Raw genomic sequence first — 26,500 nt, forward strand, 5'->3', positions numbered from 1 at the left:
CCACGCCGCCGTGCCAAACACACCAGCCAAAAGCGCCGGAACACTAAAATCCGCATCCAGCTTCTCCCAATGCAACCCATCCCCCGATGGCGTCACTTCAACCTCAGCCAAATCCTCTGGAGAAGCACCTGCTAATCCTTGCGCCAATGCTGGGGGAAAGCTAAACGTCGCCCCACTCTTCAAATTAATTATCACGCGATCGCGACTCTGGTCATAATACGCCGACTCCGCCCTCGGTTCAACAACATTGGCAATGTCTGCGGCTTCTCTGGCTTTTGCGATCGCGGTTTTGATCGTTGTCTCATTCCAACCTGAATTAACCATGAAATTTCTCCCATTTTTTGAGCCGTTCTATTTGATATTTAGTTACGATTTTCAACACTTTTACAGTCTACCTTTTTAGATTGTCTCTCCCATAATTTGAGCAAGAGTGTTAAAGAGGCGATCGCAATTCGGCGCGGCTTTACGTACCTTCGCAACATCCAATAATCCTAAAAGCTTTGAAGCGTGTTGTATCTTTTGGTATTCACCCTTGGATGTATGGCGAGTAGCTTGCTTTAAACTTGGCTCTAACGAATCCTTATCAATCTTCTCGACATTTGGATTTCTAGGGATTGAATTTTCTCTAAATCCTTTCCCATAGAATTTTTTTAGGGCATCAATATCGGCAATAAACCAAGCCTCCATTGCTTGCACCATTAAATAGCAATGGGTATCATCAACGCTAGGTGAATCCCAATTATCCCTAGATTTCAAATGCGCCCAAGGTCGTTGTTTTACTGTTTCCTCTGAGTCAACCAGTAGGACATTGAAAGCATCAGGATAATCTGCCAAAGCATTTTTGAAAGAGCTAAAAGCATTATTACGAGAACCACAGACAATAATATCCCATTTGATTCGCTTGCTCCGCGCTATCTGCACCATATCTCTCAGAAACCCGCTAAATCCTTGCCGCATTTGCCTTTTTGTATCCCGATCATCTCCACCCCCTTCTATGTAAATACGAATCTCTTTTACCATCGCGTTCCTCCAATCTCACCCATACTCCAGAGTTCACCTAAAGAATAATTTTCTAGCCACTTTTGCAACCGTTCAGGGTTAAGTCGGCGTAGATGAGTTCCTTGATAATCTCGCTCACACACCAAAACTGATTCAGGAGGAAGAGAGGAAACTAAAGCCTCTGAATGGGTTGTAACAATTAACTGAGTTCGTTCAGACGCTTCGACTAACAAATCAGCGATAGTAGACATCATGTCAGGATGTAAGCCAATCTCTGGTTCTTCAATACATATCAGTGGCGGTGGGGTTGGGTCAAGAAGTAAAGCCAGTAAAAATAGATAGCGAAGTGTACCATCAGATAAACGAGTTGCAGGGATTGGTTGAATTAAACCCTCCTCGCGGATAAATATCTGAACTGTACCGCCATAAATCTTTACGGATAGTTCTTCTGCTTCTTCGTAAAATGTTTTGAGTTTATCGATAATTGCTCGACTTCCTACTTGGTGCTGTAAGTTGTTCAAAACAAGTCCGAGATTACTCCCATCTTCTAGCAAAGGGTGTTCCGGTAAGTCAGCTTTCTGTGGCAATCTCGGTTCTGAATCTCGTCCGATATGCCAGTCACGATATAGACTAATCTCGGAAAATTGATTACATATATAGGTAAGTTCAGGATATTGATCTGGATCTTTCCTCTGAGATAAAACAGACTGATCGAGAATCAGATCGTCTCGACGTAGCGAACGTTGACTTCTTTGCCCATCAGATGGATTTTTAATGTTTAAAACTGGACGACCTTGTTGATAGCGATAATAAAAATAGACATCATCTTCACCGGGGTATGAGCATTCATTCTCCACCGCTTCATCGACTAATTCTGGTTTTTGACCAACTACAGTTAAACCCATGCGATAGCGAAGCGGCATCAGTCCTTCTGGGTAATCTATAGTCACCTCAATTTTAGCTATTGGAATTTCTTTTTGACCTTTCCAAAGCAGATCACTGACACCTCCCCCTTTACGAATTGGGGCAGTTAAATCTGTGGGAGTTGCCTTCAGGAGTCCAATGGCTTCAATTAAGTTCGACTTGCCAGATGCATTGGCACCAATCAGTACATTAAGGGGTTGGAGTTCGATTTCTTCACCCTCACTTCCGTAGGATAGTAAGTTTTGTAATCGCATCGTGCGAATAAACTGTTTACCTTCCATTTCTTTAGTTTAGCTTTTATTTATTACCTGTCATAATACGCCGACTCCGCCCTAGGTTCAACAGCATTGGCAACTTCTGCGGCTTCTATTGCTTTTTGTTATCACTGCTGTGAATGTTGTCTTATCCAAACCTCAACCCGTCGTAGTAGAGATGTCTATGCTGCTTCTAAAGGCTGACTTATCAATTCAAGGTTAAGGTATGGACAAGATAAGCGTGCGATCGCGTCCTAAAATAGGAGAATGCGAAACCAACTCCCCTACCTTGATTTCCTCTCTCAAGAACTTCAACTTCCCCCCATCGATGCGACAGCACCTTTGGTGATTGATCTGTTTGCTGGCTGTGGGGGACTAGCACTCGGTTTTGAAGCCGCAGGATTTAGAACCATCGGTTATGAAAAATTAGCAGACGCCTGCACCACTTATCAGCACAACCTGCATGGTTTCTGCTATCAGACCACGCTAGCACGCCAACCCGATTTAGTCGATGGAGCCGATGTCATCATTGGTGGTCCCCCCTGTCAACCCTTTAGCGTTGGTGGACATCAACGGGGGCTCAAAGACAGTCGCGATGGTTTTCCCATATTTCTTGATGCGGTTAAATCCTATCGCCCCCAGCTTGCCTTATTTGAAAACGTGCGGGGAATGCTATTTCGCAATAAAACCTACTTTGAAGAAATTGTCAGCGCTCTCAGGGAACTAAACTATATCGTTGAATGGGAAATCCTTAACGCCGCAGATTATGGTGTTCCTCAGCGAAGAGAACGTCTGTTTTGTGTGGCTCACCGAGGCGGATGGAAATGGCATCCCAAAACTCATAATAATTTACCGTATACGGTTGGTGAAGCACTGGGAGAACTCGCATTGATTGTACCATTAAACGCTAAGTTTCTCACTCCTAGCATGGATGAATATATCAAAAAATACGAGAAAGCCTCTAAGTGTGTTAGACCCAGAGATTTACACCTTGATGCCCCGTCTAGAACCGTTACTTGCCGCAATTTAAGCGCTCCAACAGGTGATATGTTGCGTATTCGCTTACCCGATGGACGTAGACGACGGTTAACGGTTCGTGAAGGAGCGCGTTTGCAAAGTTTTCCGGATTGGTTTGAATTCAAGGGTAATGAAGAAAGCCAATGTAACCAAATTGGCAATGCTGTTCCTCCCATTTTGGCAAAGGTTTTAGCCTGTTCTGTAAAAGCCTATTTACACAAACAATGTAGTGGTTCTCAAGGGTTAATAATACACACAAATGTAGGGACAGAATCCTTGCTTTCTCACAGAAGTAGAATGTCACTGACTTAAGCTGGGTTCGTAGTAGGCACTTTAGTGCCAGAAGCGCTAAAGCGCTTACTACAAACTCTAAAGTCAGTGCCATTCCACATAAGTACCTGATTATTTATTAATTATCTAAAGTGGTATAATCTTTCTATCCTTTAGGATTTATCAATGAGCATTCGCCCTAAACTATTCTCTTTCTTTGCTGGAACCGGATTTCTCGATTTAGGCTTTGAAGCCAGTGGTTTTGATATCGTGTATGTCAATGAAATTAATCCCTCCTATATGGAGGCTTACCGTTACTCTAGACAAGTTCTGAATCTGCCATTACCCGAATATGGATACCATTATGCCGACAATGGAAACATTGAGCAACTTACAGAAGGGGAACAAGCCCTACGTCTCTGGTATTTAATCCAGGATGCTCGGAAATCTACAGATATTGTCGGTTTTATTGGCGGACCTCCCTGTCCAGACTTTTCAGTTGGGGGAAAAAATCGAGGTAAGGACGGCGATAATGGTAAGCTTTCTGCTGCTTATGTTGAATTAATTTGCCAACATCAACCGGATTTCTTTTTATTTGAGAATGTTAAAGGATTGTGGAAAACTAAGAAACACCGCCTTTTTTTTGAACAGCTTAAAGAAAAGCTAAATCAATCCGGTTATCTCTTAACAGAGCGTCTGATCAATGCCATAGAATACGGCGTTCCTCAAGATAGGGAGAGGATTATCCTGCTGGGATTTCGTCAGAGTTTAATTAGAGATATAGAACTCCCCGTTGAGCCAAGTGCAAAATTCATACCTGAAGGGGTTTTTCCCTGGACAACTTATATTTTATATCCAAAGCAGACCGTTTTTTCTTGTCCTTGGGCTGCGACTGATCCATTTCAGGAAAATTCCCATCTACCTTGCTCTAATGAGATTATTCAGGAACTAACGGTTGAATATTGGTTTAGGCAAAACGATGTCCTTAACCATGCGAATGCTCAACATCATTTTAAACCGAGAGCTGGTCTCAAGCGATTTCTTTCTGTGGCGGAGGGAGATGATTCCAGAAAGTCATACAAACGCCTTCACCGATGGCGTTACTCCCCTACTGCTTGTTACGGAAATAATGAAGTCCACTTACATCCTTATAAAGCGCGTCGCTTATCTGTTGCTGAAGCGCTTGCTATACAATCGTTACCTAAAACTTTTGTCCTTCCCGATAAAATGTCACTGACAAATATGTTTAAAACAATTGGTAATGGTGTTCCTTACTTAGCATCCAAGGCTATTGCTCAAAGTATTCTAGACTTTTTGTCAACAACCGAATGGCATTACGAACAGCCAAGTCAAAAGCAACAGTTCATAACCAACCCCTGTCGATTGTCGATTACGCTGTTTGACCGCCAGCCCAAAGTGCTGCTTGGGGTAGGGCGTGAGGATACCCGCTGGGTGGTATAAAATACCAAGGAGAGGTCAAAATGATTGAATCAAAAGCGCCCACAGCATCCATCATGTATCAGTTGCAATCCTTGGGGGACGCCCTCAAACAGTTTTTTGGATATACTACCTTCCGCCCAGGACAGCAGCAAATCGTTGAAGAAGCGCTTCAGAACCGTGATTTGCTGATTATTATGCCCACGGGGGGCGGTAAGTCGCTGTGTTTCCAACTCCCGGCTTTACTTAAACCGGGGTTAACGGTGGTGGTGTCGCCGTTAATTGCGCTGATGCAAGATCAGGTGGATGCCTTAGTGGATAACGGCATTGGGGCGACATTTCTCAATAGTACCTTGAGTTGGGATGGGGTGCGATCGCGGGAAATGGCAATCCTCAACGGTAAGATTAAACTGCTGTACGTTGCCCCAGAACGCTTACTGGCAGAGCGATTTGCGCCCTTTTTAGAACAAGTGCGATCGCAGGTGGGAATTTCGGCGTTTGCGGTTGATGAGGCGCATTGTGTCTCAGCCTGGGGACATGATTTTCGCCCGGAATATCGGCAGATTAAACAGTTACGTCAACGGTATCCAGATATTCCCATGTTGGCGCTTACCGCTACAGCTACCAAGCGGGTGCAGCAGGATATTGTCCAACAACTCACACTCCGTCAACCGAGTATCCATATTGCCAGTTTTAATCGCCCCAACCTTTACTACGAAATTCAACCCAAACAGCGCCAAAGCTATAACCAACTCTTCAAAAAAGTTCAATCCCATAAAGGATCTGGAATTATCTATTGTCTCAGTCGTCGTAGTGTTGACGAAGTAGCATTTCGACTGCAAAAAGATGGCATTTCAGCCTTGCCTTATCATGCGGGGATGAGTGATATTGACCGATCCAGTAATCAAAATCGTTTTATTCGCGATGACGTGCAAGTGATTGTGGCAACTATTGCCTTTGGTATGGGAATTAATAAGCTCGATGTTCGCTTTGTGATTCACTACGACTTACCCCGAAATTTAGAAGGGTATTATCAAGAATCGGGACGGGCAGGACGAGATGGAGAACCTGCCTATTGTACACTATTTTATAGTCCCGGTGATGTGCCTAGACTGGATTATCTGATTGATCAAAAACCTGATCCCAAAGAACAGCGCGTTGCCCGTCAACAGTTACAGCAAATTCGTGACTACGCTGAAGGAACCGATTGTCGCCGCACAATTTTATTGAGATATTTCGGTGAACGGTTTAAGGGAAATTGCGATAACTGCGATAATTGTTGTCATCCTAAACCCGTTGAAGATTGGACAATTGAAGCGCAAAAGTTTTTGTCCTGTGTGGCGCGTTGTCGGGAACGGTTTGGCATGACTCATATTATCGACGTGCTGCGAGGTTCCCGGAAAAAGAAGGTGGAACAGAATGGACATCACCTCCTCTCAACTTATGGAATTGGCAGGGATAAAAGCGTTGACGCTTGGAAAATGCTGGCGCGATCGCTCCTGCATCAGGGATTAATGGATGAAACGACGGATGGGTATCGGGTACTAAAGCTGAATAAACGCAGTTGGGAAGTGCTTCGCAAACAACGTTCGGTGCATATTGCGATTACTCAAACCCCTGTAGCAAAAGCTATATCCGATGTTAATCCGAGAACGGCGGAAATTGAATTGCTGTTTGAGAGATTGCGAAAGCTACGTAAACAAATCGCGGATACTCAAGCGATTCCTCCTTATGTGATTTTCGCTGATTCTAGCCTCAAGTTAATGGCACAAATAAAACCTAAAACCCTGGAGGAGTTTGCCCAAATATCGGGGGTAACGGCTCACAAGTTGACGCAGTACGGCGAGCGGTTTGTGTCAGAGGTTCGAGAGTTTTGTCAGGGGCAAAAGTTACCTGTTCCTCTGCCTTCAAATAGCCAAATGGTAACCTTACAACTGTATCAGCAAGGATTAAGTATAGAGGAAATTGCGGAAAAACGGGGTTATGCTCCTAGCACCATTCTTACTCACTTAAGTGAGCTAATTGAGCAGAATCAGCCTATAGATTTAAACCGATTAGTAGCCGCAGAACGACAAAAACCCATCTTGCAAGCGATTCAGACTGTTGGGACAAACTCCCTGAGAATCCTGCGGGAAGAGTTGGGAGAGGATTATAGTTATGGTGAAATTCGACTTGTGCGATCGTGGTGGATTCGGGAGAAGAGTTAAGGATTGATGCTTATGTTTACGATTAGATAATTGGGTATTATAGCAACCGTCATAACGGTTAGGATGCATCATTTTGTAGAGACGCGCCATGGCGCGTCTCTACTTTGGACAGGATAGGGTTCAATCACTAATCGGGATCTGAATCCAGAATTCTGTTCCTTGTCCCGGTTCAGAATAACATTTTAGAATACCGCCATGTTTTTCGACAACAATCTGGTGACTAATTGACAACCCTAACCCTGTTCCCTTACCCACTGGTTTTGTGGTAAAGAAGGGATCAAATAAGCGATCGCGCACGGTTTCGCTAATTCCTGGTCCATTATCGCGAATCCGAATTACCGCTTGATTCTTGTCTACAACCTCGGTGCTAATCCAAATCGTTGGGTTAAGGGTTGATTGGCTCTTTTCTGTGGCACTTTCCTCGGCTTGAATTAGAGCATCAAAGGCGTCAATGGCATTGCTAATAATATTCATAAAGACTTGATTCAGTTGACCCGCATAACAGGCAACCGCAGGCAATTCCCCGTATTCTTTGATCAGCGTAATTCCTGGAGAATTCCCACAAGGTTTCATGCGGTTGCGAAGAATCAATAAGGTACTATCAATGCCTTCATGAATATTAACTGGCTTCATTTCGGCTTGATCGAGCCGCGAGAAATTCCGCAAGGAAATCACGATCTCTTGAATCCGATCTGCTCCCATTTTCATTGAGGAGAGCATTTTCGGCAAGTCTTCGATGAGGAAGGATAACTCAATGTCTTCTATAAACTCTTGAATATCAGGCAGCGGATTAGGATAGTACTGTTGATAACATTCGATGAGTTGTAATAAGTCTCCAATATAGTTCGTCGTATGACTAAGATTTCCGGTGATGAAATTGACCGGATTATTGATTTCATGGGCGATTCCGGCTACCATTTGACCAATAGTAGACATTTTCTCGGTCTGAATTAACAGCGATTGGGTTTGCCGCAATTCATGTAAGGCTTGTTCTAATTGGTTTGCCTGGGTTTGAGCCGCTTGCGCCGCCGCCCGGGTTTCGGCAAATAATTCCGCATGTTCGATCGCGATCGCGAGTTGATCCACGACAGCTTGCAGTAATTTAACTTCGCGATCGCTCCATTGCCGCGAACCCTGATAATGACTACAGATAATCGCCCCCAGTTGTCCGGTTTTCGTTTGTAGCGGTAACACTAATCCGGAGGTAATTCCCCAATCAGCCAATAGCGATCGCGTTTCGGGGGCTAAGTTTTGGGTTTGGCTGACATCATCAATTCGCAGGGGATGTAATCGGTGAATAATGTCCGCTAAGGGGGTAAGTTGTGGGGGAAGACAGTCGCCTAATAAACTGGGTAAATTGGGATCTCGTGCTTCATGGGTAACGCTTAAACTGGGTTGATCGGCGTTGGAATTTAACCACAAAAAGTGACAGCCGTCAACCTCCAGCAATCCCCGAATTTCCGTGACGGCTATGTCTAGAATCGTATCGACTTCTAGGGAATTGCGAATTTGGCTAGCTAACTGAAACAGTAAGGCTTCCCGGCGACTGAGGAGTTCTTCGCGTACCCAAATCCGGTCAATGGCGACGGCGATCGCATTAGCAACCCATCCCAATACTCCTTGTACGATTTTAGAGAAGGGTTGGCAACTATGTAAGGCAATAAACCCAACTAGATGAGATTCGACAATCAGGGGATAAATTCCGATAAAGGTTTTGTTGGACAAGTCATGTCCCGGCGTTAAGATCGGACGATGAATCGGCTTCAGGGTTTGGGCGACTTTGGCGATTAAGCCTTGGTTGGTGAGGATGCGTTGAGGGAATAGGTGTGTGGGTAACTGTTCACCACTATGCGCCTGCAATTCTAAGACTGAGGGCATTTGCGTCTCGTCTGTGATGCCCGTCACTGTCCAAATCCCAGCACCCAAGGCGTTTAGATGGCGGATCATGGCTTCGGTACACCGTTTAAGACTTGCACCTAGACTACCATTTTGTCCCACCAGAACCGCGCCAATATCGGCTTCTAAGGTAGACAGACGCGATCGTTCTAGCAGACTGGCTTTTCGTTGCTTGGTGTTGGTAATATCACGGGCGATCGCATGGATGACACCTGCTTCGGCTAAAGGTAAACAGTTCCAAGCCAGCCATTTATATGATCCATCTCGACATCGATAACGATGCTCAAAGTAAATATCTGATGAACTCTTTAAAAGGGTTTGCCAAGCCGTTAATGTTGCCTTGTGATCATAGGGATGGACGAAATCGAGGAAAGCTTCGGAGAGGAATTCTTCTGAGTTATACGCCAGGGTTTTTTGAAAGGCGGGATTAATGCGTTTAAACTTACCATCGAAACCAATCACCGCCATTAAATCAGGTGAGAGGCTAAAAAAGCGATCCAGTTCAATCTTGGCTTGTTTTTGTTCGGTGATATCCTTACAAATTGAGATATATTCATAAGGATTACCTTGGTCATCAACCAACGGCACGATGGTGGTATCCACCCAATAGAGGTTGCCGTCTTTGGCGCGATCCTGAATATCGCCACGCCAGATTTTGCCCTGAGAAATCGTGTTCCACAAGTCCTTAAAAAACTGGGGTGAGTGATAGCCAGAATTGAGTAAACGATGATTGGCGCCATAAAGTTCATCCCTCGAATATTGAGATATCTGGCAAAATTTATCGTTAACGTAGTGGATCTTACCGTGAGAATCTGTAATCGCGACAATTGACGAGTGATCCAACGCTACTTTCATATCGACCAGGTTCTGTGGGGATGTTTGTAAGGCTTTTTCCAGCCGTTGACATTGATGAACCTGGGATTCTAAGTCGATTACTTTCTTTTGCCATTCTAACTGCGCGATCGCCTGTCGGCTTAATGCGGCTAGAGCATCCTTTTGTTGCACCGTAAACTGTCGCGGCACTCGATCAATCACTAATAAAATACCGACCGTTTCATGTTGAGGGGTAATTAAGGGAACGGCTGCATAGAATCGGATTGGGAGTGACGTTATCTGAGACTCAGATAAGGCTAGAGTATCTTCGACCACTAATAACGGCTTATTTTCTGTTATTATCTCCTGGCTGATTTGGCGACAAAACTCTAAGTATTGCGGTGTGAAATCGGTGTCTAAACCCACCTGTGAAGGCAACCACTGACCTTTGGTATCACAGAGACTGATCAGGGCGATCGGAGTTTGGACAACGCTAGCAGCTAAACGAGTTAAATCCTCAAATGTTGCCTTAGCCGCCGCATCAATATGGCGATCTGGATAGAGTTGCTCAAGGTTGACTGTTGTGTTACTCAATACTAGCGTGTTCATTAACTTACTACTCCTTACCCTTGTCAAAGCCAGATGCACGAGTGTTACGTCCTTGCCATGAATGTGATGACTCCAGTGTGATCGATGTTGTCTGGTTGAGCAAACCCTATCCTGGCTTCAAGATAGGACAATGTGTGCATAGCTTAAACACATTAGGAAACTCTTGTTTAAAGAAGGGCTTTAGTGTATTATTTGGGTTAGCCCAACGAAATCCTGGTCTGCTCAAGGTTAGTACGCTTGTCCCTAAACCTACTCGTTGGTTAAGGTTGCCGCTACCCAAATTAACGTCTATACTTCGATTCAGACTTCCACTTTCCTGGCTATGCAGGTGCTGCTGGGAAAGAGGCTGGGAAAGAAAATTCACAATGTTTCCCCTATTCAATTGGTACGTTAGCACCAAGGTAATACGTTTTATCACATAGCAACAAGGAAGAGATTGCGCTCCAGGAAAGGGGCGGGGAAGAGAGGTTAACCATGTTTCTCCTATTTTGGCAACGTGCAAGTTCACGCTTATGAGGCGTTTACCGCTTCTGATCAGGGGCATTGTGTTACGATCTTAACCAATTTTAGGATAGCTTTACATTTTCTTCATAAAAACAGCTAGGGTGGAGGGATGAGGGGTAATATCAAGTCCGGTAGCATCGTTATCGTTATTACTTATGGGTAAACGGTTAAAAGGGTAGAAAGCTTTAGACTAAAAATAATTAAGCATCTAGTTAAAATTGAGTCGAAGTGGTCTACCGAATTTGGCAACGTTGTTTTTGGGGAGTCTCACTGTTCCTCAGTGTCTTTAGTTTAGCGATAGGGGTTGAAGCCCAACCTGCACCCGTGTTTATTCCGTTTATGGGATCTATCCAAAAAAATTTGCCTGTGGGGTTAGCCATGCGCTTACCCACTGAGTTACGAGTGAATGATCTTTTGGATATTGATCCAAACCAACTGATTGTCCGGGTTTTTCCCTCGGAAGCCCCCCCAAGTTATATGGTAAGTCTGTTTACCTGCGATCGCAGTCCGAATTCCTGCTTACTAGGTAGCTTTTCGGTACACCCCAAGGAGTCGGCGAGTGCGAGGCGTGATCTCCAACGCCATGAAACCTTAGGCGATCGCATTACTTTAACGCCTACTGTGGCTGGATATTTGATTGAAGGACCCCTGCAAAATCCCTCCTACCCCTTCTCTACGGTGATGTGGCAGCAAAATGATATGATTTATACGATTAGTTTTCCTGCCATTGAACGCCAGAATATTCTCTACATGGCGCTTTCTATGGCAAGGGAACAAGGGTTTTATCGTCGTTAGTTATTCGTTATTCGTCATTCGTCATTCGTCATTCGTCATTTGTCATTCGTCATTCGTCATTCGTCATTCGTCATTTGTCATTCGTCATTTGTCATTCGTCAGGGAAAAGAGAATTAGGAATAGGGAATTCATAATTTATCACTCAAAACTTGGCGAATGACATCGGCGGGAACTTGATCGGTTATCGTTACCTCACCAATTTGCGTGGGCAGAATAAATCTTACTTTGCCATCTTTCACTTTCTTATCGGTTTGCAAGGTATCAATAATTGCATCAATATCCAATCCCGGTGGTAACTGAGTCGGTAATCCGGCTTTCTCAATTAACGCCTTTTGACGTTCCGCTTCCGGGGATGTCCACATCTGAAGTTCTACAGCAATTTGACCCGCCGCCACCATGCCAATCGCCACCGCTTCCCCATGATTAACGACTTTGTACCCGGTTAAACTTTCAACCGCATGACCAATCGTGTGACCATAATTTAAAATGGCTCTTAATCCCGCTTCTTTCTCATCTTGACTAACAACATCGGCTTTGGCTTGGCAAGAACAGGATAAAATAAAGGACAATAATTCCTCATCTAAATACCGCCGTTGATCGAGACGTTTAGTATTCTCCAACTTGGTAAATAATTCAGCATCCCAGATTACGCCATATTTAATCACCTCTGCCATTCCCGCCCGTAATTCTCGTGGGGGTAGAGTTTGTAAGACGTGCGGATCAATTAACACAAAGCGGGGTTGGTGAAAGGCACCAATTAAGTTTTTGCCTTGGGGATGGTTTACCCCTGTTTTACCGCCAATGGCTGCATCTACCATAGCTAACAGGGAGGTGGGAACTTGCACCACATTAATCCCCCGTAACCAGGTAGCCGCCGCAAACCCGGTCATATCCCCAATTACGCCTCCCCCTAATGCGACCATGGTTGAAGAGCGTTCTAAGCGGTTCTGGAGGGCGGCATCGTGGATTTTTTGGATGGATTTGAGTGTTTTGTACCGTTCGCCTGCGGGTAGGGTACAATGAGACACCTGATAACCGACTAATTTCAGCGCCCCGATCGCCCGTTCCCCGTAGCGGCGAAAAATGGCGGGATTGGAGACGAGGAGAACCTTTTTCCCTAGTTTCAGCCGACTCATCCAGACGCCGATATCATCCAAGCTTCCTGGCGCGATCGCAATATCATAAGACTGCGGCGGTACTTCAACCCGAATCACTGACTTCATCTGATTTTCTCAAGCAACTGTGGGCTGTATTTTATCCCACTTAATGATTTAATAGTCTAATAAGACGTTTTTGAGAGAACGGTAAATGTCTGGATCTGGAATTGTTGCCTACTTTTTAATCCTCGGTGGTGCTACGGGTGTCGCCCTAGCCCTGTTTTTTGGTCTCAAAGCGGTCAAATTGATTTAAACCGAGAGATGAGACCCAACAAATTTTTGTTGGGTTTCACGTCGTTCAACCCAACCTACTACTCATTTACCACCACCCGTCTAGGAGTCTAGTATAGCCGTGAACTCAAGTTCCGGCTCAAAGCTAAAACCCGTTAAAACGGGTTAAAATGTCTAGTCAGCTTTAGCTGACTTTAGCTATCAGCCGGAAATTTATTTCCAGGCTGACTCAAGTTCCGGAACCCAAGTTCGCGTCCCGTTAAAACAGGTTAAAACCTCTAGTCAGCTTTCGCTGAGTTTCGCTATCAGCCGGAAATTTATTTCCAGGCTGACTGCAAACGATGATTAGAAGTAAAGCCAGGAAAAACCTGAGCAACTTGATTCGCCTTAAGTTGTATATGTTGTTCTAATAGGGATGCGATCGCCTCTCGAAAATCGGTGGTGACGGCTAAGTCTCGTCCTTGGAATAACGCCGATTCACTCAAACCAGACCATTCCCCATAGACTTTACCACCACGAATCCCACCCCCCAAAATCCACATCACATTACCATGTCCGTGATCGGTTCCCCCATTGCCATTCTCTTTCACCGTGCGACCGAACTCCGATAAGATGGCGATCGCGGTATCGGAATAGGCTGATCCTAATTCCTTGACCAGAGTCACTAATCCTTCTGCCAAAGATTTCAGTTTATTGGCAAACTGACCCTGACTACTTCCCTGATTAATATGAGTATCCCACCCCCCTAACGCCATAAATGCCAATTGAGTCTGGGAATCTCCAACCATTAGCCTCGCCAGATTCCGGGTATCTTTAGCAAATCCATTTGGAGGGGGTGCGCCGTTGTCAGCTTCTCGCATTTCAGCCGCTAGGGTAGCCAGCAAAATTTCCCGCGCTTGTTGTCCTTCCTGATAAGCTAGATGAATCGGATCATTCCCCCGGTAAAGGCGTTCAAAGGCTGCATTGAGTTGAGAACGGTCTACTGACAGAGAACGGGTGGCTTGATTTCCCGGTGGTAGACTAGCCACAGAATTTTGACCCATCAGAATAGGCGAGATCATCGAACCGATATTGACGGCTTGAGTGGGTCCTACTTCAGGGAGAGTTGCTAACAGCCGATTCATCCAACCATCGGATGTGGTTTTATCGCCAGGAGTTCCACTTTCCATATAATTTTGAGCATCAAAATGAGAGCGAGTGGTATCCGGTGATCCGCAAGCATGGACAAACGCTAAACTTCCTTGTTTCCATAAAGGCATCAGGTCAGCCAAGGCGGGATGCAAGCCAAAACGACCATCTAAATCTAGCACTCCTCCCTTTTCTTTGGGTTGAGGAATAGCAATTCTAGGTCTGGCTTCGTAGTAGTCTGGGTCTTGATAGGGAACCACCACATTTAATCCATCGATACCACCGCGCAGGAATATGACAATAAGTCGCTTGTTGGTAGTCGTGGAAGCCATTCCTCTAGCCGCCCAACCATGCAACCCAATCGGAGTAAGTCCAGCAGCCGTCAAAAGGCTAGCGTATTGTAAAAATTTGCGTCGGTTCATGGGGATAAGTGACGGAAAGGGAGGATTGAAAGTCGGGGCGGTTTAGCTATTCCACAGACAAAGGATATCATTAATCACAGGGTAAAAAGCACTAAGCCGTGAACTCAAGTTCCGGAACCTAAAGCTAAAACCCGCTAAAACGGGTTAAAACGTCTAGTCAGCTTTAGCTGACTAGACGACTGTTCCATAACCCAGTCCGCGCAGGCGGACTTTGTTTGTGTAGCAGCGATTTCAATCGCCTCCTCAAAAGGGGGGGATAAAGGCGGATTTGGTATTAGGTGTGCCACGCCACTCCTCGAAAATCCTATTCAAACATGGGCGGTTCTTTAAGCTGATTTTCCGAAAAACTGAGGGGACTAGGGGAAGGAGGTAAACTATTCACGGTTGCAGGTGTGCGAATTCGTTCTAGCTGACTCAATGCCCAACGCGCTGTTTCCTGAACATCAGCCTCCGGATCATCTAAGGCATAGGATAATAACTGACTAATTTGTGCCACTAATTCATACATCAAGGTCACATCCCGAATCGCGTTTTTACGCACTTGGGGATTATCATCCTGTAGGGAAAGCGCTAATGCTCGATTCATTGGTTTGAGTGTCTTCATACCAATTTGGGATAGCGCCTCTACAATTAAGCTGCGCTGTTGAGAATCAGACTCTAGCATTAGATTTACCAACGGTTGTACCGCCCTGGAATCTCCCCGTTGTGCTAGTTCCCAAATTGCTTTACGTCGTTTGGCTGGATCAGAGTCTTGTATGTCTTTAATTAATTGATTAATCCCATTTTTCTTAGCCAGCCGATGCTTCGATTTCGTGAGTGATGCGTTAGTTGAGGGTTCAACATGGGATGGCGGTTTAATCGATGGGGAATCAGTAACACTCAACGCTGAAGGATTGTACCCGTTGGTATAGGATTCAGAGGGAGGAATTGGGGTGTCAACCGATTCGGCGGGTGATGAGTCTAGCCTATTGTTACTCGACATTACCATAGGCGGTTCCGGTTCCTCTGGAGGGGAAGAGGGCGGAGAATCCTCGGCTTTGGCAGAGGCTTGCCCTTTTTTGGGACTATCCAATACCTTGATTAAAAAGAATAAGCCTCCACCAAATACGACTAAGGTTCCAGACAAACCTGCGAGTATCCACAAGAGTTGCTTGCGCTTGCTGTTGGATTGAGCTTTTTCAGCATTTTGGTTGTTCTCCTGGGCGTTTTCTACTTCCGCCGGAGAATTATCAGGTTCAGGAACTTCCGCCGCCGCTGCTTGCAGCTTAGTCCATGTTGTTAAACCAACAACACCATCAGCGTTGAGATCGATTGACTCTTGAAATTCAATAACGGCAAGCCTGGTAGTGTCTCCATAGACGCCATCAGTATCGCCCTCATAGTAGCCTAGCTTTTTCAGCCGAGTCTGTAAGGCTTGCACGGTTTCGCCTCGACTACCCACTTGCAGGGGTAATTCCTCAATCCCTGTGGGACTAGGGGATTGGGCGAGGAGTAGGGGTTGGGATAGGTTAACCGAAGAATGGGCGATCGCAGGATTTAATCCCACAAAAGAGCCAATACCCATAAACCCGCCCAGGCAGGTCATGTAGGCAGCTAGAAGTACGGGGGAGCGATGGCAAGTCATAGGGAAATTAGGAACTTGAAGGGTTTGCCATGATAGTTTGCCTATTGTAGTCTCACTCCAAGATAGCTCAGATCCTTACTTGTGACGTACTCCTAAGCTGAAATAGGTTAGCGGGGTAATCCTTCTACTTCAGAATCCTGGAGTTTGATCGGTAAAGCAATTAACCCCATCGCCTTCAAGCTGCGGATAATGCGATCGCTCGTCGTTAAGGGTTCGGCGGTAACCGTTTGATTGACACTCGTCCAGGCTTGGCGGAATGATGTTAATCCCTGAGCAATTTCCTGACGCTGATTAATCAAATAGATACTCACTAACGTCAAACTGACGCCTACCCATTGCAGGGAACTCAAGACTTCCCCTAAAAACAGATTGCCAAATAGCAGAGCAAACACAGGAGTCAGAAACGTCAAAGCACTGAGACTGGTAAGATTCCCCTTAGAGGCAAAATAGAAGAATAACCCATAGGCGATCGCACTACCAAATATTGTTGAGTAAGCCAGTGCCATCCAGCCACTTAAGTCAATATTCACCCACTGTTGAGATTCCCACATACCCGACAGCGCAAACAAGGGTAATCCGCCTAAAATCAGATGCCAACCTGTCGCCACAATCGGATCGGCATATCGACAGATAAAGCCAATCAGTACCGTTCCCACAGCCATCGACAGGGACGCCAGTAACATCAGCCATTCCCCATTTTGAAACAGATGCTGCCAACTCAATTCCACCGTTGCCATATTGCCATGGAGCAGGCTCAAAATCCAGGCATCGGGCAACCCAATCAAACTGATGCCCACAATACCAATTGCCAGTCCTATGCCACCCCACAGACCAATAATTTCACCAAAAAGCCAACCTGACAGTAAGGCGACAGCTAAAGGCTGAGAATCAATCATCACCGAACCTAAGCCAGCCCCGGTTCGCACTAAGCCCTCGGCTAAAAATCCTTGAAATAAAGCACCATCTATCAACGCAAACAGGCTAATCCATAACCAAGCTGCCCACCCTTTAGGCTGAGGACGCCCCATCATCGACGCGGCAATTAGGATAAGCACTCCAGCAGGGACTAAACGCACTCCTGCCATAAATAGAGGAGTTGTATCGGGAATGACACCTTTCATCGCGACCATCGCCGTCCCCCACAGGAAAAACGGTGCAATCAAGAGTAAGGGGGCAAAAGGAGATTGGTTGGTTATTTTGAGCTGCATAAGATCGTGTTTATTATCAACGCTGGGGATCAACCCGATATATTTTTTTACGATTCTTTACATAGATTGTACTAAATTTTTACTTTATGTTAAGCATACGAGACAAAAATGTCATGGGTTATTGTCCTTTGTCCTTCGTCCTTCGTCATTCGACAGGTCTGTGCTGAAAACATGATTCGGACAAAAAGTCTGAGATCGTGCAAACTGGTAAAGTAATATAGCGGTTCTCACGCTGGCTAACGTATTTAACGTGGCGGGACACCGCTTCGTGTCTACATCCCTCATTTTTGAAACGATATGCCCTGGCCCTTTAAGCCTAAATCGCGTAAACAAATTGCTCGCATCGAAATCACGGGTTTGATTGCTGGTAATACTCGCCAACGGGTACTAGACGCGCTCAAAACCGTGGAAGAAAAGAAATTTCCTGCCTTACTGTTGCGAATTGACAGTCCTGGCGGCACCGTTGGTGACTCTCAGGAAATCTACAGCGCCTTAATGCGCCTGCGGGAGAAGGTGAAAATTATTGCCAGTTTTGGGAATATCTCCGCCTCTGGGGGAGTTTACGTTGGTATGGGAGCTGAACAGATCGTGACCAACCCCGGTACGATTACAGGAAGCATTGGCGTTATCCTGCGCGGTAATAATCTAGAACGCCTCTTGGATAAGATTGGGGTTTCCTTCAAAGTTGTTAAATCGGGTCCCTACAAAGATATTCTGGGGTTTGACCGCGAACTCACTGACCCCGAAAAGACGATTCTGCAAGAGATGATTGATACGAGTTATCAGCAGTTCGTGCAAACCGTTGCTGAAGCACGAAACCTGGCGGTGGAAACGGTGAGAAGCTTTGCTGATGGTCGAATTTTTACGGGTCAGCAAGCCTTGGATTTAGGGGTGGTTGATCGCCTCGGAACGGAGGAAGATGCCCGTCGCTGGGCAGCCGAACTGGTGGGTCTTGACCCAGAGAAAACAAAATGTGAGACGATTGAGGAACCTAAGCGCCTCTTGAGTCGTTTGATTCCTGGCAATACGGGTCGGATGAACTCTGGGTTATCGGCAGGGATAAATTGGTTAGAATTTGAACTATCGACCAGTGGTCAACCGCTTTGGCTCTATCGACCTTAGGGGTTTAGCAGGAGAGTGGGACAACGGTGGTGCAGGGAAGATAAAAGAGTTGACTCACGCACCATGCCCTCGAAGGTTGTGAAGGGTCAAAGCTCAAAACCTAGTCAGGGCGGGTTTTGTACAAAGGTTACCATCAATAGCTGGCGCGAAAATCCCTAAACCCGCCCCTACAAACCAGATTCCCTTGAGCGAAGCGAAGGGTCAAAACTCAAAACTTTTTAGGAGGATATTAACAGTGGAGTGGCGTGTTCGAGCGATTCGTGGGGCAACAACGGTGTCAGAAAATACGGTTGCAGCAATTCGAGATGCTGTAACAGAACTTTTAGATGAGATAGAAACCCATAATCAGATCGACCACGAGGAAATGATCAGTGTAATCTTTACAACGACACGGGATTTGGATACGATTTTTCCTGCCGCGATCGCTCGTGAACGTCCTAATTGGGATAATGTAGCATTACTCGATCTCCAGCAAATGCATGTAGAAGGAAGCCTGGAACGCTGTATCCGATGCCTCATCCACATTAATACCCCAGTGAGCCAAACCGAGATTTATCACCCTTATCTGCGTCAAGCAAAAAACTTAAGACCCGATTGGAGTCTAGCTCAATTAAGCTCATCCCACGTATAAGGGGTGTCATTTGTCCTTTATCATTTCGGGGAACAGGGAACAGGGAACAGGGAACAGGAAACAGGGAACAGAAAATTCTAATGGATAATCCAGAATTTATTTGTTATTTAAATAACTTGATGTTTGACTCAGAGAAATGTCTCGCCCTGTAGACAAACTTCGCCGCATTATCGACGCTAGAGACTCACGTTTGCGTAAATCCAGCATTTCGGCAAGACTCTGTTCCTCCTGATCTAAGGGATTTTTTTCTTGATCAGGTACGACGGTTACTTCAGTGTCTGAATCATAAGCAACGGGCTGGGGAGAGTCCAACGTCTGGATTGCTTGTTTCTTCTCCTCCGATTGTGGGGGTTGGGAAACTTGACTGTGATTTACGGGGCGTCGCCGTTTTTTGCGCCGGGTTGGTTTAGACGGTTTGATAACTTGACGACGTTGAGTAGATTGCCTAAACGCCTGAGTGACTAACCAAGAACCGGCGGCACAACCAAAGGCTAGACCCAAAAATAAAGTAAGGGGTAAACCTTCTTTTGGTGAAGAGTTTTCTGGCGAGGAGGTTATCGGAGAGTTCGATAAGGGTGTCTGTCTTGCGGTTGATTCCAAAATCGTTGAGACCAAAGGTTTCGGCACAGATTTATCTGACTCAATCCGTCCAGGATTGAGTAAACCAACTGCTGCCACAGTGCCAATCAAGACGAGAAAGCCCCAGATTGTTCCCCAAAAGACAAAGGGATACCTGTTAACGAGCTGCTGTAATACCTGTGGGTAATTGTGCTGTTCGGAAGAATGGTCAGATGAATTGAGCATTGACGCCCTTTACAGTCAGGATCAACTTGAAAACGTGACGCTTTGCGCCTTGAGAGTAGAGAAACCACTATGCTGAAGGAATTTTAACATGGTTTCTTGGACAACATGACAAAAATCCTCTCAATGCCATTACCGAGATGCGCTAGCATTAACAATCGCAAGGCGTAATTTAAAGGGTGATCGAACAGATATGACAGGAGAGCTAACATCTACAATTAGCATTCGCGAGCAAAAGCAGCAACCGCATCACCCGGATATTCCTGCTCACACTCGCTTACCTCATGGCAGATCATCACGCCCAACTTGGACGATTGAGGAGAGTGAGAAACTTTATCGGATTCAGGGATGGGGAGAACCCTACTTTTCGATTAACGCCGTCGGTCATGTGACGGTTTCCCCCAAAGGCGATCGCGGCGGTTCCCTGGATTTGTTTGAATTAGTCGAAGCGCTCAAAGGACGTAATCTGGAACTCCCGTTATTAATTCGCTTTTCCGATATCCTCGCCGATCGCATTGAGCGCTTAAATGCCTGTTTTGCCAAGGCGATCGCTCGCTATAATTACCCCGGTCGTTACCAGGGGGTGTATCCGGTCAAGTGTAATCAGCACCGACATCTGGTCGAAGAGTTGGTGCAGGTTGGACACCCTTATCAGTTTGGCTTAGAAGCGGGGTCTAAACCGGAACTGATGATTGCACTAGCCACCTTAAAAACCGATGGCGCTCTGCTTATCTGTAATGGTCACAAAGACCGAGAATATATCGAAACGGCACTGCTATCCATGCGGTTGGGACAAAAACCGATTATTGTGATTGAGCAACTCGAAGAAGTCCAGCTTGTGATTGACATTTCGGCAAAACTCGGTATTGAGCCGATAGTCGGTGTACGAGCCAAACTGAGTACAAAAGGGAGTGGGCGTTGGGGAGAATCCACAGGCGATCGCGCTAAGTTTGGTCTGACGCTTCCGGAGATCCTTTCGGGTGTCAATCAACTCCGGGATGCTGGATTGCTCAACGCCTTGCAGTTATTGCACTTTCATATTGGCTCTCAAACCTCTGCGATTAGCGTGATTAAAGATGCGATTCGAGAAGCCAGTCAAATCTATGTCGAGTTGCGTGCCTTGGGCGCTAATATGAACTATCTGGATGTGGGGGGTGGTTTAGCCATTGATTATGACGGCTCTAAAACCAACTTCCACGCCTCGAAAAATTACAACATGCAGAATTATGCCAACGATATCGTTGCCGAGGTGAAGGAAGCCTGTGAAGCCCGCCAGATTCCCGCCCCGGTGTTAATTAGTGAAAGTGGTCGTGCGATCGCCTCTCATCAATCCGTACTCATCTTTGATGTCCTCAATACCAGCGATGTTCTCTCTGGAGAACCTGCACCTGCTCACCAGAACGAACATCTGATTATCCGTAACCTCTGGGAAACTTACGGAAATATCACTGTCGAAAATTACCAAGAAGCTTACCACGACGCTATTCAATTTAATGAAGAAGCCAAAAGCCTCTTCAATCTCGGTTATCTCAGCCTGACCCAACGGGCTAGAGCCGAACAATTGTACTGGGCGTGCTGTGAGAAAATTCTCAACATTGTTAGGACTCAGGACTATGTACCTGACGATCTCGAAGACTTAGAAAAAATTATGGCGTCAATTTATTACGTCAACTTATCGGTCTTTCAATCAGTTCCCGATTCCTGGGCAATGAACCAACTCTTTCCGATTATGCCCATCCATCGGCTGAATGAGGAACCCACCTGTCGAGGGATCTTAGCCGATTTGACCTGTGACAGTGACGGCAAAATTAACCAGTTTATTGACCTGCGGGATGTTAAATCCGTGCTGGAACTGCATCCGTTAAGAAAAGCGAAAGTACAGGAAAACCAGGGTAGCGGCGGGGAGTTTACGGATAAGGACACTCAATCGACTGTTCTAGAGGAATCAGAAACAACCTCTCATCCTCAAACCAGAGAACCCTATTACCTCGGCTTATTTTTAGTCGGAGCTTACCAAGAAATTATGGGCAATTTACACAACCTGTTTGGCAACACCAATACTGTCCATATTCGACTCGCACCCAGAGGCTATGAAATTGAGCATCTGGTTAAGGGAGATACCATAACAGAAGTATTGAGTTATGTTCAGTACGACGCTGAGGACTTAGTTGAAAGCATTCGTCGTCGCACCGAACAAGCTCTACGAGACAATAGCATTACCTTGGCAGAATCCCAACGGTTGCTGCAAAACTACCAGAAGAGTCTGAGTAGTTATACTTATCTGTCTTCTTAGCGAGAAGTTGCGGAATAAGTGTTGGAATCAGGAAAAGTACAATTCTCTCCCTGCTTCCCCTGCTTCCCCTGCTTCCCCTGCTTCAAGAGCTCCCTAACCCCACAACAATACTTATTCAGCCGACCCTAAATACGGTGGAATTGCCCACCCAACCAACAACATGAATGGTTGGGTGAGCAACTCAGAGGTTATGGACTAACCATTTTGACCCAGAAGAATTTCATCAATCGCTTGCTTTTCTTCGGGATCTTGGGATGGAAGTGTCTGGCGGGTATCCGTAATCAGCCAATCGAGGGCAGCCGCTTGCACGTCAATTGTTGCACCCGTCTTATCCACGCAGTAGCGTCCAAAGACCAGCTTATCGACTAAGCGAACGCCTGCACCCAAGCGGGAATATTCAAAAATAACGCTGTTATCAACCGTTGCGCCTTTACAGATCCAGCAATTCGGACCAATCATCGATGGACCAATAATTTTCGCTCCATCTTCAATATGGGTCATACCGCCAATGTAAACCGGTCCTTTGACATCCACTTTATCCCAATTGACCGCCACATTTAATCCGGTGTAAACACCGGGAGCCACTTGTTTACCGGGAATCGAGACATTTTTGATGTCTCCCGTCAAAACACCCCGAACCGCATGCCAATAGTCGGGAACTTTGCCAATGTCCACCCACTGGAAATCCATTGATACGGCATAAAAGGGCGCATCCATTTCCACTAATTTGGGAAATAAATCGCCACCGATGTCATATTCCTGACCAGATGGAATATAATCTAAGACTTCGGGTTCAAAAATATAAATGCCCGTATTGATATTGGTGCTGAGAGCTTCTTCTACCGAGGGTTTTTCCTGGAAAGTTTTAATCCGACCGCTTTCGTCAGTCACCACCACACCATAGCTAGAGACTCGCTCTCGCGGCACGGGTTTGGTCACAATCGTAGCCACAGAACCTTTTTCTTTATGCCACTTGACAGCAGCAGACAGATCAAGATCAATCAGAGCATCCCCGCAAAGGACAACAAAGGTGTCGTCAAAAAAGGGATAAAAGTCTTGGATCTTACGCATGCCACCGGCAGAACCCAAGGCTTCTCCAACCAGTTGACCATCGATAATTCGACCTTCAAATGAATAGGTAATTTCGACACCAAATCGTTGACCGTCCCGGAAGTAGCCTTCAATTTCATGAGCTAAGTGAGAGACGTTAACCACAACTTGCTCAAAACCATGCTGCCTTAGAAGTTCTAATAAAAACTCCATTACAGGTTTTTGCAGGATGGGAATCAATGGTTTGGGAATGGTGTAGGTAATGGGGCGAACCCGAGTCCCCTTACCGGCTGCCAGAATCATGGCTTTCATAAAATTATCTTCCTCAAGCTATGCCACAAATGTTCAAGTTGGTCAATAGAGTCTGATGCTCAGTGGTTGCCCTTAAGGACTTTGAACCGTTGTCAAGACTCATCCTATATACCGGGAAAAATGACAGAGATCAGGTGACAAAGGGGTAGGTTCACAAAAGTTTGAGTGACTACCGATACCTAATCAATCACTATGCACCACTGACCTGGGTAAGTATGTAGGAGGCTACATACCCTATACATAAGTATCTGAATGCTCTTGCCTGAAGCCAAGAGGCAAAACGGCAAGATGCGGTTCGTTCGACTGGTATTGGTGCATTCTGTCAAGTGTTGAACAGCCGATTAAGCTGCCAATCGGAATCCCAGATAACACCCCTGATTGATTTACCCCAGCGTCCGGATTTTTAAGTCTTGGTAGAATTCCTCTTGGGATAATTCCACCTTAGACTGAGCCGATAACAGGAGCAGCGCCCAAAACACACCGACTCGATCGCTGACTAGGGGTTTAGTGGTATCAACAGCCCTTGGGCGATTGTCATTCGTCGATACTGTTGGTGATACCGTCCACCACTCTAGCAATTGCTCTAGATTCAGCCAATCTTTTCCTGCTGCTATTTCATGCCAATGACCGGAAATAAACTGTTCTAGGCGTTTAGCAATGTCGGTTAGATTTTCATCGTGAGCTAGCTGGGTGATAGCTTGTGCTGCTTGTCCTCGTGATAGAGATTGGCGGCGGGTGGAGCGAATGGGTGTGGGGGTGGCTTCGAGTTGATCTGCCATTTGCTGTAATTGCTCGATCAACTCGTTTAGGGTGACGGGGCGTTTTTTGGGCGGGGGTGCAGCCGTGCGACGACGGATATGGCGTTCCAAATATAAGGGTAAGCGCGGTTCATTCGTGGGTTCGATTTCCGCTTCGATGTCGCTGAATTCCGGTTCTTCGGGTTCCTCTAAACGTTGTAGCGTGTCTGCTTTGAGTAAGACAAGCATTGACGCCCATAAAAAAGCTTGTCCGGATTGGGACAAATCGGTGTCATGGGGATTGAGTTGAGCATCGTTCCCCCAGGGGAGACTACTGAGATAGCGATCAATCACTTCAATCACCTGAACATCCCAGGGATCGATTTCTCCACGTTGGGCTAGGTCAATTAATAGCGCGATCGCTTCGGTAGCAGGCGTTTGTCTCATCAGAGATAGGGGGAGCAGGGGAAGCAGGGGAAGCAGGGGAAGCAGGGGGAGCAGGGGAAGCAGGGGAAGCAGGGGAAGCAGGGGAAGCAGGGGAAGTTAACTCACGCACCATGCCCTCGAACCATGTCCTCAAACGAAATGAAGGAGAAGTGAAGGGTTAACACTCTCACATTGCCCCAAAATCTATTCACCCTTGCTCAACGATAGTACCTTCTGTTACCGTTTCAGATGCCGATAGTGCGGGTAATTGGTGTTCTTCGACTTCTGCCTTATACCGTTCCATGTCTTGCTCTAATTCTTCAATGCGTTCCTCTTTCGCTCGGATCTGACGAGCGGCTTTCCAGGACTCTAGCTGTCGCTGTAGCTGCGCCCAAACACTAAAAAGCCATGCCAATACAGAACCTAGTCCCATGGCTATAATCAGTTCTAGGGCTAGAGGAGCCTCAACATCAATGCCTTCAATAATTTGAATCGACGTGGGCTGCGTGTTTTGCAAGCTAAATAGAACTAACGCTAAACATACAGCAAAGATGAGCAGAAAATTGAGTTGTCGCATTCGGCTAGCCTTTCAGTCTACAGTGTCTTGATAATTTTAGCAAGAGATGCTAAAACCTTTTGTCTGGAGCAAAAATTGAGAAATTCAACAACCCTAACCTAGCTATCGCTCCTCTGTTAGGGATTGCCGGACAAACGGCAATTAAACGTTGAATACCGCATAGAGTCTCGGTTTGGTACAGACCTCTGGATGTTTCCCTAGTCCAGACACCTCTAAAACCCTTTGTCGGGTTGTTGTTAAGTTAAGACATCTTAACCGAGATGGCGGGAAGGGACTACATTTCGACTTATCTCGACTTCGCTCGATACAAGTCGCTCAATATAAATACTTTACTCGGAGGCTTATCGCTATGTTACGAGTACCAGTTTTATCGAAGTCAGGCAAACCTTTAATGCCAACCCAACCTAGCCGCGCTAGACGTTGGCTCAAAGAAGGTAAAGCCAAAATTGTACACAACGACTTAGAATGCTTTGCCATCCAGTTGACCTTTGAAACAGGAGAGAATACTCAACCCATAGCTTTGGGTATAGACCCCGGCAAATGTTATTCGGGGATTGGGGTTCAATCGAGCCTTGCTACCCTGCCAATCAGACACCAGGCACACACGCTGTTGACGGTGTAACCTTGGCGGCGTTTGAGTTCACCCAATGGCGAGAATGGCACTCTAATCAGGCTAAATATGGCAACTGGTATGGTGATGTTCAGATTACACCTGCACCCTTTGCAATAGTCCGTAGACCACCAATTAGCCGTAGACAATTACATCTGTGTGTCCCATCTAAAGGTGATGTACGACGCAAATATGGTGGTACAGTTACCCGCCATGGCTTCAGAAAGGGAGACAAGGTTGTAGCCCAAAAAGCAGGAAAGGTTTACATAGGCTGGTGTTCTGGAGACACAGAGAAACAAGTTTCTGTTTCCGATAAAAACTGGAAGCGACTAGGGCAGTTTAGCGCCAAAAAAGTCCAGTTGTTGCAGCGAAGCACGGGGTTAATTGTCGTGCCTTCAACTGGATTGTCAAATCTTGCTACTCGATGTGGCAAGATTTGACCTCTA

Annotated in this window: 20 protein-coding genes and 1 pseudogene; 9 read left to right on the forward strand and 12 right to left on the reverse strand. The window is 46.0% G+C overall.

The annotated features are described in order from the left end of the window. The 3 genes from RH949_RS13520 to RH949_RS13530 form a co-directional block, all read right to left on the reverse strand. Window positions 1-324, reverse strand: a 324-nt coding sequence (locus RH949_RS13520) for a DUF2442 domain-containing protein (protein WP_446353760.1), incomplete at its 3' end; no start/stop codon positions are given. 75 nt (window positions 325-399) lie between these two features. Further along, window positions 400-1,020 carry a DUF4276 family protein gene (locus RH949_RS13525; protein WP_446353762.1) on the reverse strand — a complete coding sequence of 207 codons (621 nt, stop codon included), beginning with the start codon at window positions 1,018-1,020 and terminating at the stop codon, window positions 400-402. Further along, window positions 1,014-2,204, reverse strand: coding sequence for an AAA family ATPase (locus RH949_RS13530; RefSeq protein ID WP_446353764.1), 1,191 nt, complete (start codon window positions 2,202-2,204; stop codon window positions 1,014-1,016). Before RH949_RS13530 ends, RH949_RS13525 begins: the two co-directional genes overlap by 7 nt. 240 nt (window positions 2,205-2,444) lie before the next feature. Here RH949_RS13530 and RH949_RS13535 point away from each other — a divergent pair, with 240 nt between their 5' ends. The 3 genes from RH949_RS13535 (at window position 2,445) to recQ (ending at window position 7,108) form a co-directional block, all read left to right on the forward strand. Then, window positions 2,445-3,506, forward strand: coding sequence for a DNA cytosine methyltransferase (locus RH949_RS13535; protein WP_446353766.1), 1,062 nt, complete (start codon window positions 2,445-2,447; stop codon window positions 3,504-3,506). A 144-nt stretch (window positions 3,507-3,650) separates the two neighbouring features. Further along, entirely contained in the window at window positions 3,651-4,925 is a 1,275-nt protein-coding gene (locus RH949_RS13540; RefSeq protein WP_446353768.1) for a DNA cytosine methyltransferase, read from the forward strand. A 53-nt stretch (window positions 4,926-4,978) separates the two neighbouring features. Further along, a complete protein-coding gene (gene recQ, locus RH949_RS13545; RefSeq protein ID WP_446353944.1) occupies window positions 4,979-7,108 on the forward strand; it encodes a DNA helicase RecQ in 2,130 nt (709 codons plus the stop codon). Between the two features lie 120 nt (window positions 7,109-7,228). On the opposite strand, the gene RH949_RS13550 is transcribed toward recQ, so the two are convergent. After that, window positions 7,229-10,426, reverse strand: coding sequence for a PAS domain S-box protein (locus RH949_RS13550; RefSeq protein ID WP_446353770.1), 3,198 nt, complete (start codon window positions 10,424-10,426; stop codon window positions 7,229-7,231). Window positions 10,427-11,158: 732 nt separating this feature from the next. Here RH949_RS13550 and RH949_RS13555 point away from each other — a divergent pair. After that, complete coding sequence (locus RH949_RS13555; protein WP_006101593.1) at window positions 11,159-11,725, forward strand: hypothetical protein; 567 nt, start codon at window positions 11,159-11,161, stop codon at window positions 11,723-11,725. A gap of 128 nt (window positions 11,726-11,853) precedes the next feature. On the opposite strand, the gene aroB is transcribed toward RH949_RS13555, so the two are convergent. Further along, entirely contained in the window at window positions 11,854-12,948 is a 1,095-nt protein-coding gene (gene aroB, locus RH949_RS13560) for a 3-dehydroquinate synthase (RefSeq protein WP_446353773.1), read from the reverse strand. An 85-nt stretch (window positions 12,949-13,033) separates the two neighbouring features. Here aroB and petL point away from each other — a divergent pair, with 85 nt between their 5' ends. Further along, window positions 13,034-13,135, forward strand: a complete 102-nt coding sequence (petL, locus tag RH949_RS13565) for a cytochrome b6-f complex subunit PetL (RefSeq protein WP_044207473.1) — start codon at window positions 13,034-13,036, stop codon at window positions 13,133-13,135. Window positions 13,136-13,430: 295 nt separating this feature from the next. Here petL and RH949_RS13570 read toward each other — a convergent pair whose 3' ends face one another. The 3 genes from RH949_RS13570 to RH949_RS13580 form a co-directional block, all read right to left on the reverse strand. Continuing rightward, on the reverse strand, window positions 13,431-14,663 hold the full coding sequence (locus RH949_RS13570) for a DUF1501 domain-containing protein (RefSeq protein WP_446353775.1): 1,233 nt from the start codon (window positions 14,661-14,663) through the stop codon (window positions 13,431-13,433). Between the two features lie 304 nt (window positions 14,664-14,967). Further along, complete coding sequence (locus RH949_RS13575; protein ID WP_446353777.1) at window positions 14,968-16,248, reverse strand: peptidoglycan-binding protein; 1,281 nt, start codon at window positions 16,246-16,248, stop codon at window positions 14,968-14,970. Between the two features lie 146 nt (window positions 16,249-16,394). Then, entirely contained in the window at window positions 16,395-17,495 is a 1,101-nt protein-coding gene (locus tag RH949_RS13580) for a DMT family transporter (protein WP_006101365.1), read from the reverse strand. 297 nt (window positions 17,496-17,792) lie between these two features. Between RH949_RS13580 and sppA the strand changes: the two genes are divergently transcribed. Both sppA and aroH read left to right on the forward strand, forming a co-directional pair. Then, window positions 17,793-18,617, forward strand: a complete 825-nt coding sequence (sppA, locus tag RH949_RS13585; RefSeq protein ID WP_006101454.1) for a signal peptide peptidase SppA — start codon at window positions 17,793-17,795, stop codon at window positions 18,615-18,617. A 235-nt stretch (window positions 18,618-18,852) separates the two neighbouring features. Beyond that, window positions 18,853-19,248: a chorismate mutase gene (gene aroH, locus RH949_RS13590; protein ID WP_006101418.1), complete on the forward strand. Its 396-nt coding sequence runs from the start codon at window positions 18,853-18,855 to the stop codon at window positions 19,246-19,248. A 96-nt stretch (window positions 19,249-19,344) separates the two neighbouring features. Here aroH and RH949_RS13595 read toward each other — a convergent pair whose 3' ends face one another. Next, window positions 19,345-20,052 carry a hypothetical protein gene (locus RH949_RS13595; RefSeq protein WP_446353780.1) on the reverse strand — a complete coding sequence of 236 codons (708 nt, stop codon included), beginning with the start codon at window positions 20,050-20,052 and terminating at the stop codon, window positions 19,345-19,347. A 190-nt stretch (window positions 20,053-20,242) separates the two neighbouring features. Here RH949_RS13595 and speA point away from each other — a divergent pair, with 190 nt between their 5' ends. Next, the gene (speA, locus tag RH949_RS13600) at window positions 20,243-22,342 is read left to right on the forward strand and encodes a biosynthetic arginine decarboxylase (protein WP_446353782.1); all 2,100 of its coding nucleotides are present in this window, start codon (window positions 20,243-20,245) and stop codon (window positions 22,340-22,342) included. A gap of 195 nt (window positions 22,343-22,537) precedes the next feature. Here speA and RH949_RS13605 read toward each other — a convergent pair whose 3' ends face one another. The 3 genes from RH949_RS13605 to RH949_RS13615 all read right to left on the reverse strand — a co-directional run bounded on the left by RH949_RS13605 (window position 22,538) and on the right by RH949_RS13615 (window position 25,444). Continuing rightward, entirely contained in the window at window positions 22,538-23,704 is a 1,167-nt protein-coding gene (locus RH949_RS13605; protein WP_446353784.1) for a sugar phosphate nucleotidyltransferase, read from the reverse strand. A 383-nt stretch (window positions 23,705-24,087) separates the two neighbouring features. Further along, complete coding sequence (locus RH949_RS13610; protein WP_006101577.1) at window positions 24,088-24,888, reverse strand: segregation/condensation protein A; 801 nt, start codon at window positions 24,886-24,888, stop codon at window positions 24,088-24,090. 187 nt (window positions 24,889-25,075) lie between these two features. Beyond that, window positions 25,076-25,444 carry a LapA family protein gene (locus RH949_RS13615; RefSeq protein WP_006101442.1) on the reverse strand — a complete coding sequence of 123 codons (369 nt, stop codon included), beginning with the start codon at window positions 25,442-25,444 and terminating at the stop codon, window positions 25,076-25,078. 349 nt (window positions 25,445-25,793) lie between these two features. Here RH949_RS13615 and RH949_RS13620 point away from each other — a divergent pair. Next, window positions 25,794-26,494 (forward strand): annotated as a pseudogene (locus RH949_RS13620) (RRXRR domain-containing protein). Window positions 26,495-26,500 lie beyond the last annotated feature (6 nt).

Origin of the sequence: Coleofasciculus sp. A1-SPW-01, from assembly GCF_040217205.1 — a bacterium.
Taxonomy (GTDB): Bacteria; Cyanobacteriota; Cyanobacteriia; order Cyanobacteriales; family Coleofasciculaceae; genus Coleofasciculus; species Coleofasciculus chthonoplastes_A.

Excerpts from the sequence above, each read along its gene's own strand:
- RH949_RS13525 (WP_446353762.1), bottom strand. The coding sequence starts at position 1,020 with ATGGTAAAAGAGATTCGTATTTACATAGAAGGGGGTGGAGATGATCGG.
- RH949_RS13530 (WP_446353764.1), bottom strand. The coding sequence starts at position 2,204 with ATGGAAGGTAAACAGTTTATTCGCACGATGCGATTACAAAACTTACTA.
- RH949_RS13535 (WP_446353766.1), top strand. The coding sequence starts at position 2,445 with ATGCGAAACCAACTCCCCTACCTTGATTTCCTCTCTCAAGAACTTCAA.
- RH949_RS13540 (WP_446353768.1), top strand. The coding sequence starts at position 3,651 with ATGAGCATTCGCCCTAAACTATTCTCTTTCTTTGCTGGAACCGGATTT.
- recQ (WP_446353944.1), top strand. The coding sequence starts at position 4,979 with ATGTATCAGTTGCAATCCTTGGGGGACGCCCTCAAACAGTTTTTTGGA.
- RH949_RS13550 (WP_446353770.1), bottom strand. The coding sequence starts at position 10,426 with ATGAACACGCTAGTATTGAGTAACACAACAGTCAACCTTGAGCAACTC.
- aroB (WP_446353773.1), bottom strand. The coding sequence starts at position 12,948 with ATGAAGTCAGTGATTCGGGTTGAAGTACCGCCGCAGTCTTATGATATT.
- petL (WP_044207473.1), top strand. The coding sequence starts at position 13,034 with ATGTCTGGATCTGGAATTGTTGCCTACTTTTTAATCCTCGGTGGTGCT.
- RH949_RS13570 (WP_446353775.1), bottom strand. The coding sequence starts at position 14,663 with ATGAACCGACGCAAATTTTTACAATACGCTAGCCTTTTGACGGCTGCT.
- RH949_RS13575 (WP_446353777.1), bottom strand. The coding sequence starts at position 16,248 with ATGACCTGCCTGGGCGGGTTTATGGGTATTGGCTCTTTTGTGGGATTA.
- RH949_RS13580 (WP_006101365.1), bottom strand. The coding sequence starts at position 17,495 with ATGCAGCTCAAAATAACCAACCAATCTCCTTTTGCCCCCTTACTCTTG.
- sppA (WP_006101454.1), top strand. The coding sequence starts at position 17,793 with ATGCCCTGGCCCTTTAAGCCTAAATCGCGTAAACAAATTGCTCGCATC.
- RH949_RS13595 (WP_446353780.1), bottom strand. The coding sequence starts at position 20,052 with ATGCTCAATTCATCTGACCATTCTTCCGAACAGCACAATTACCCACAG.
- speA (WP_446353782.1), top strand. The coding sequence starts at position 20,243 with ATGACAGGAGAGCTAACATCTACAATTAGCATTCGCGAGCAAAAGCAG.
- RH949_RS13605 (WP_446353784.1), bottom strand. The coding sequence starts at position 23,704 with ATGAAAGCCATGATTCTGGCAGCCGGTAAGGGGACTCGGGTTCGCCCC.
- RH949_RS13610 (WP_006101577.1), bottom strand. The coding sequence starts at position 24,888 with ATGAGACAAACGCCTGCTACCGAAGCGATCGCGCTATTAATTGACCTA.
- RH949_RS13615 (WP_006101442.1), bottom strand. The coding sequence starts at position 25,444 with ATGCGACAACTCAATTTTCTGCTCATCTTTGCTGTATGTTTAGCGTTA.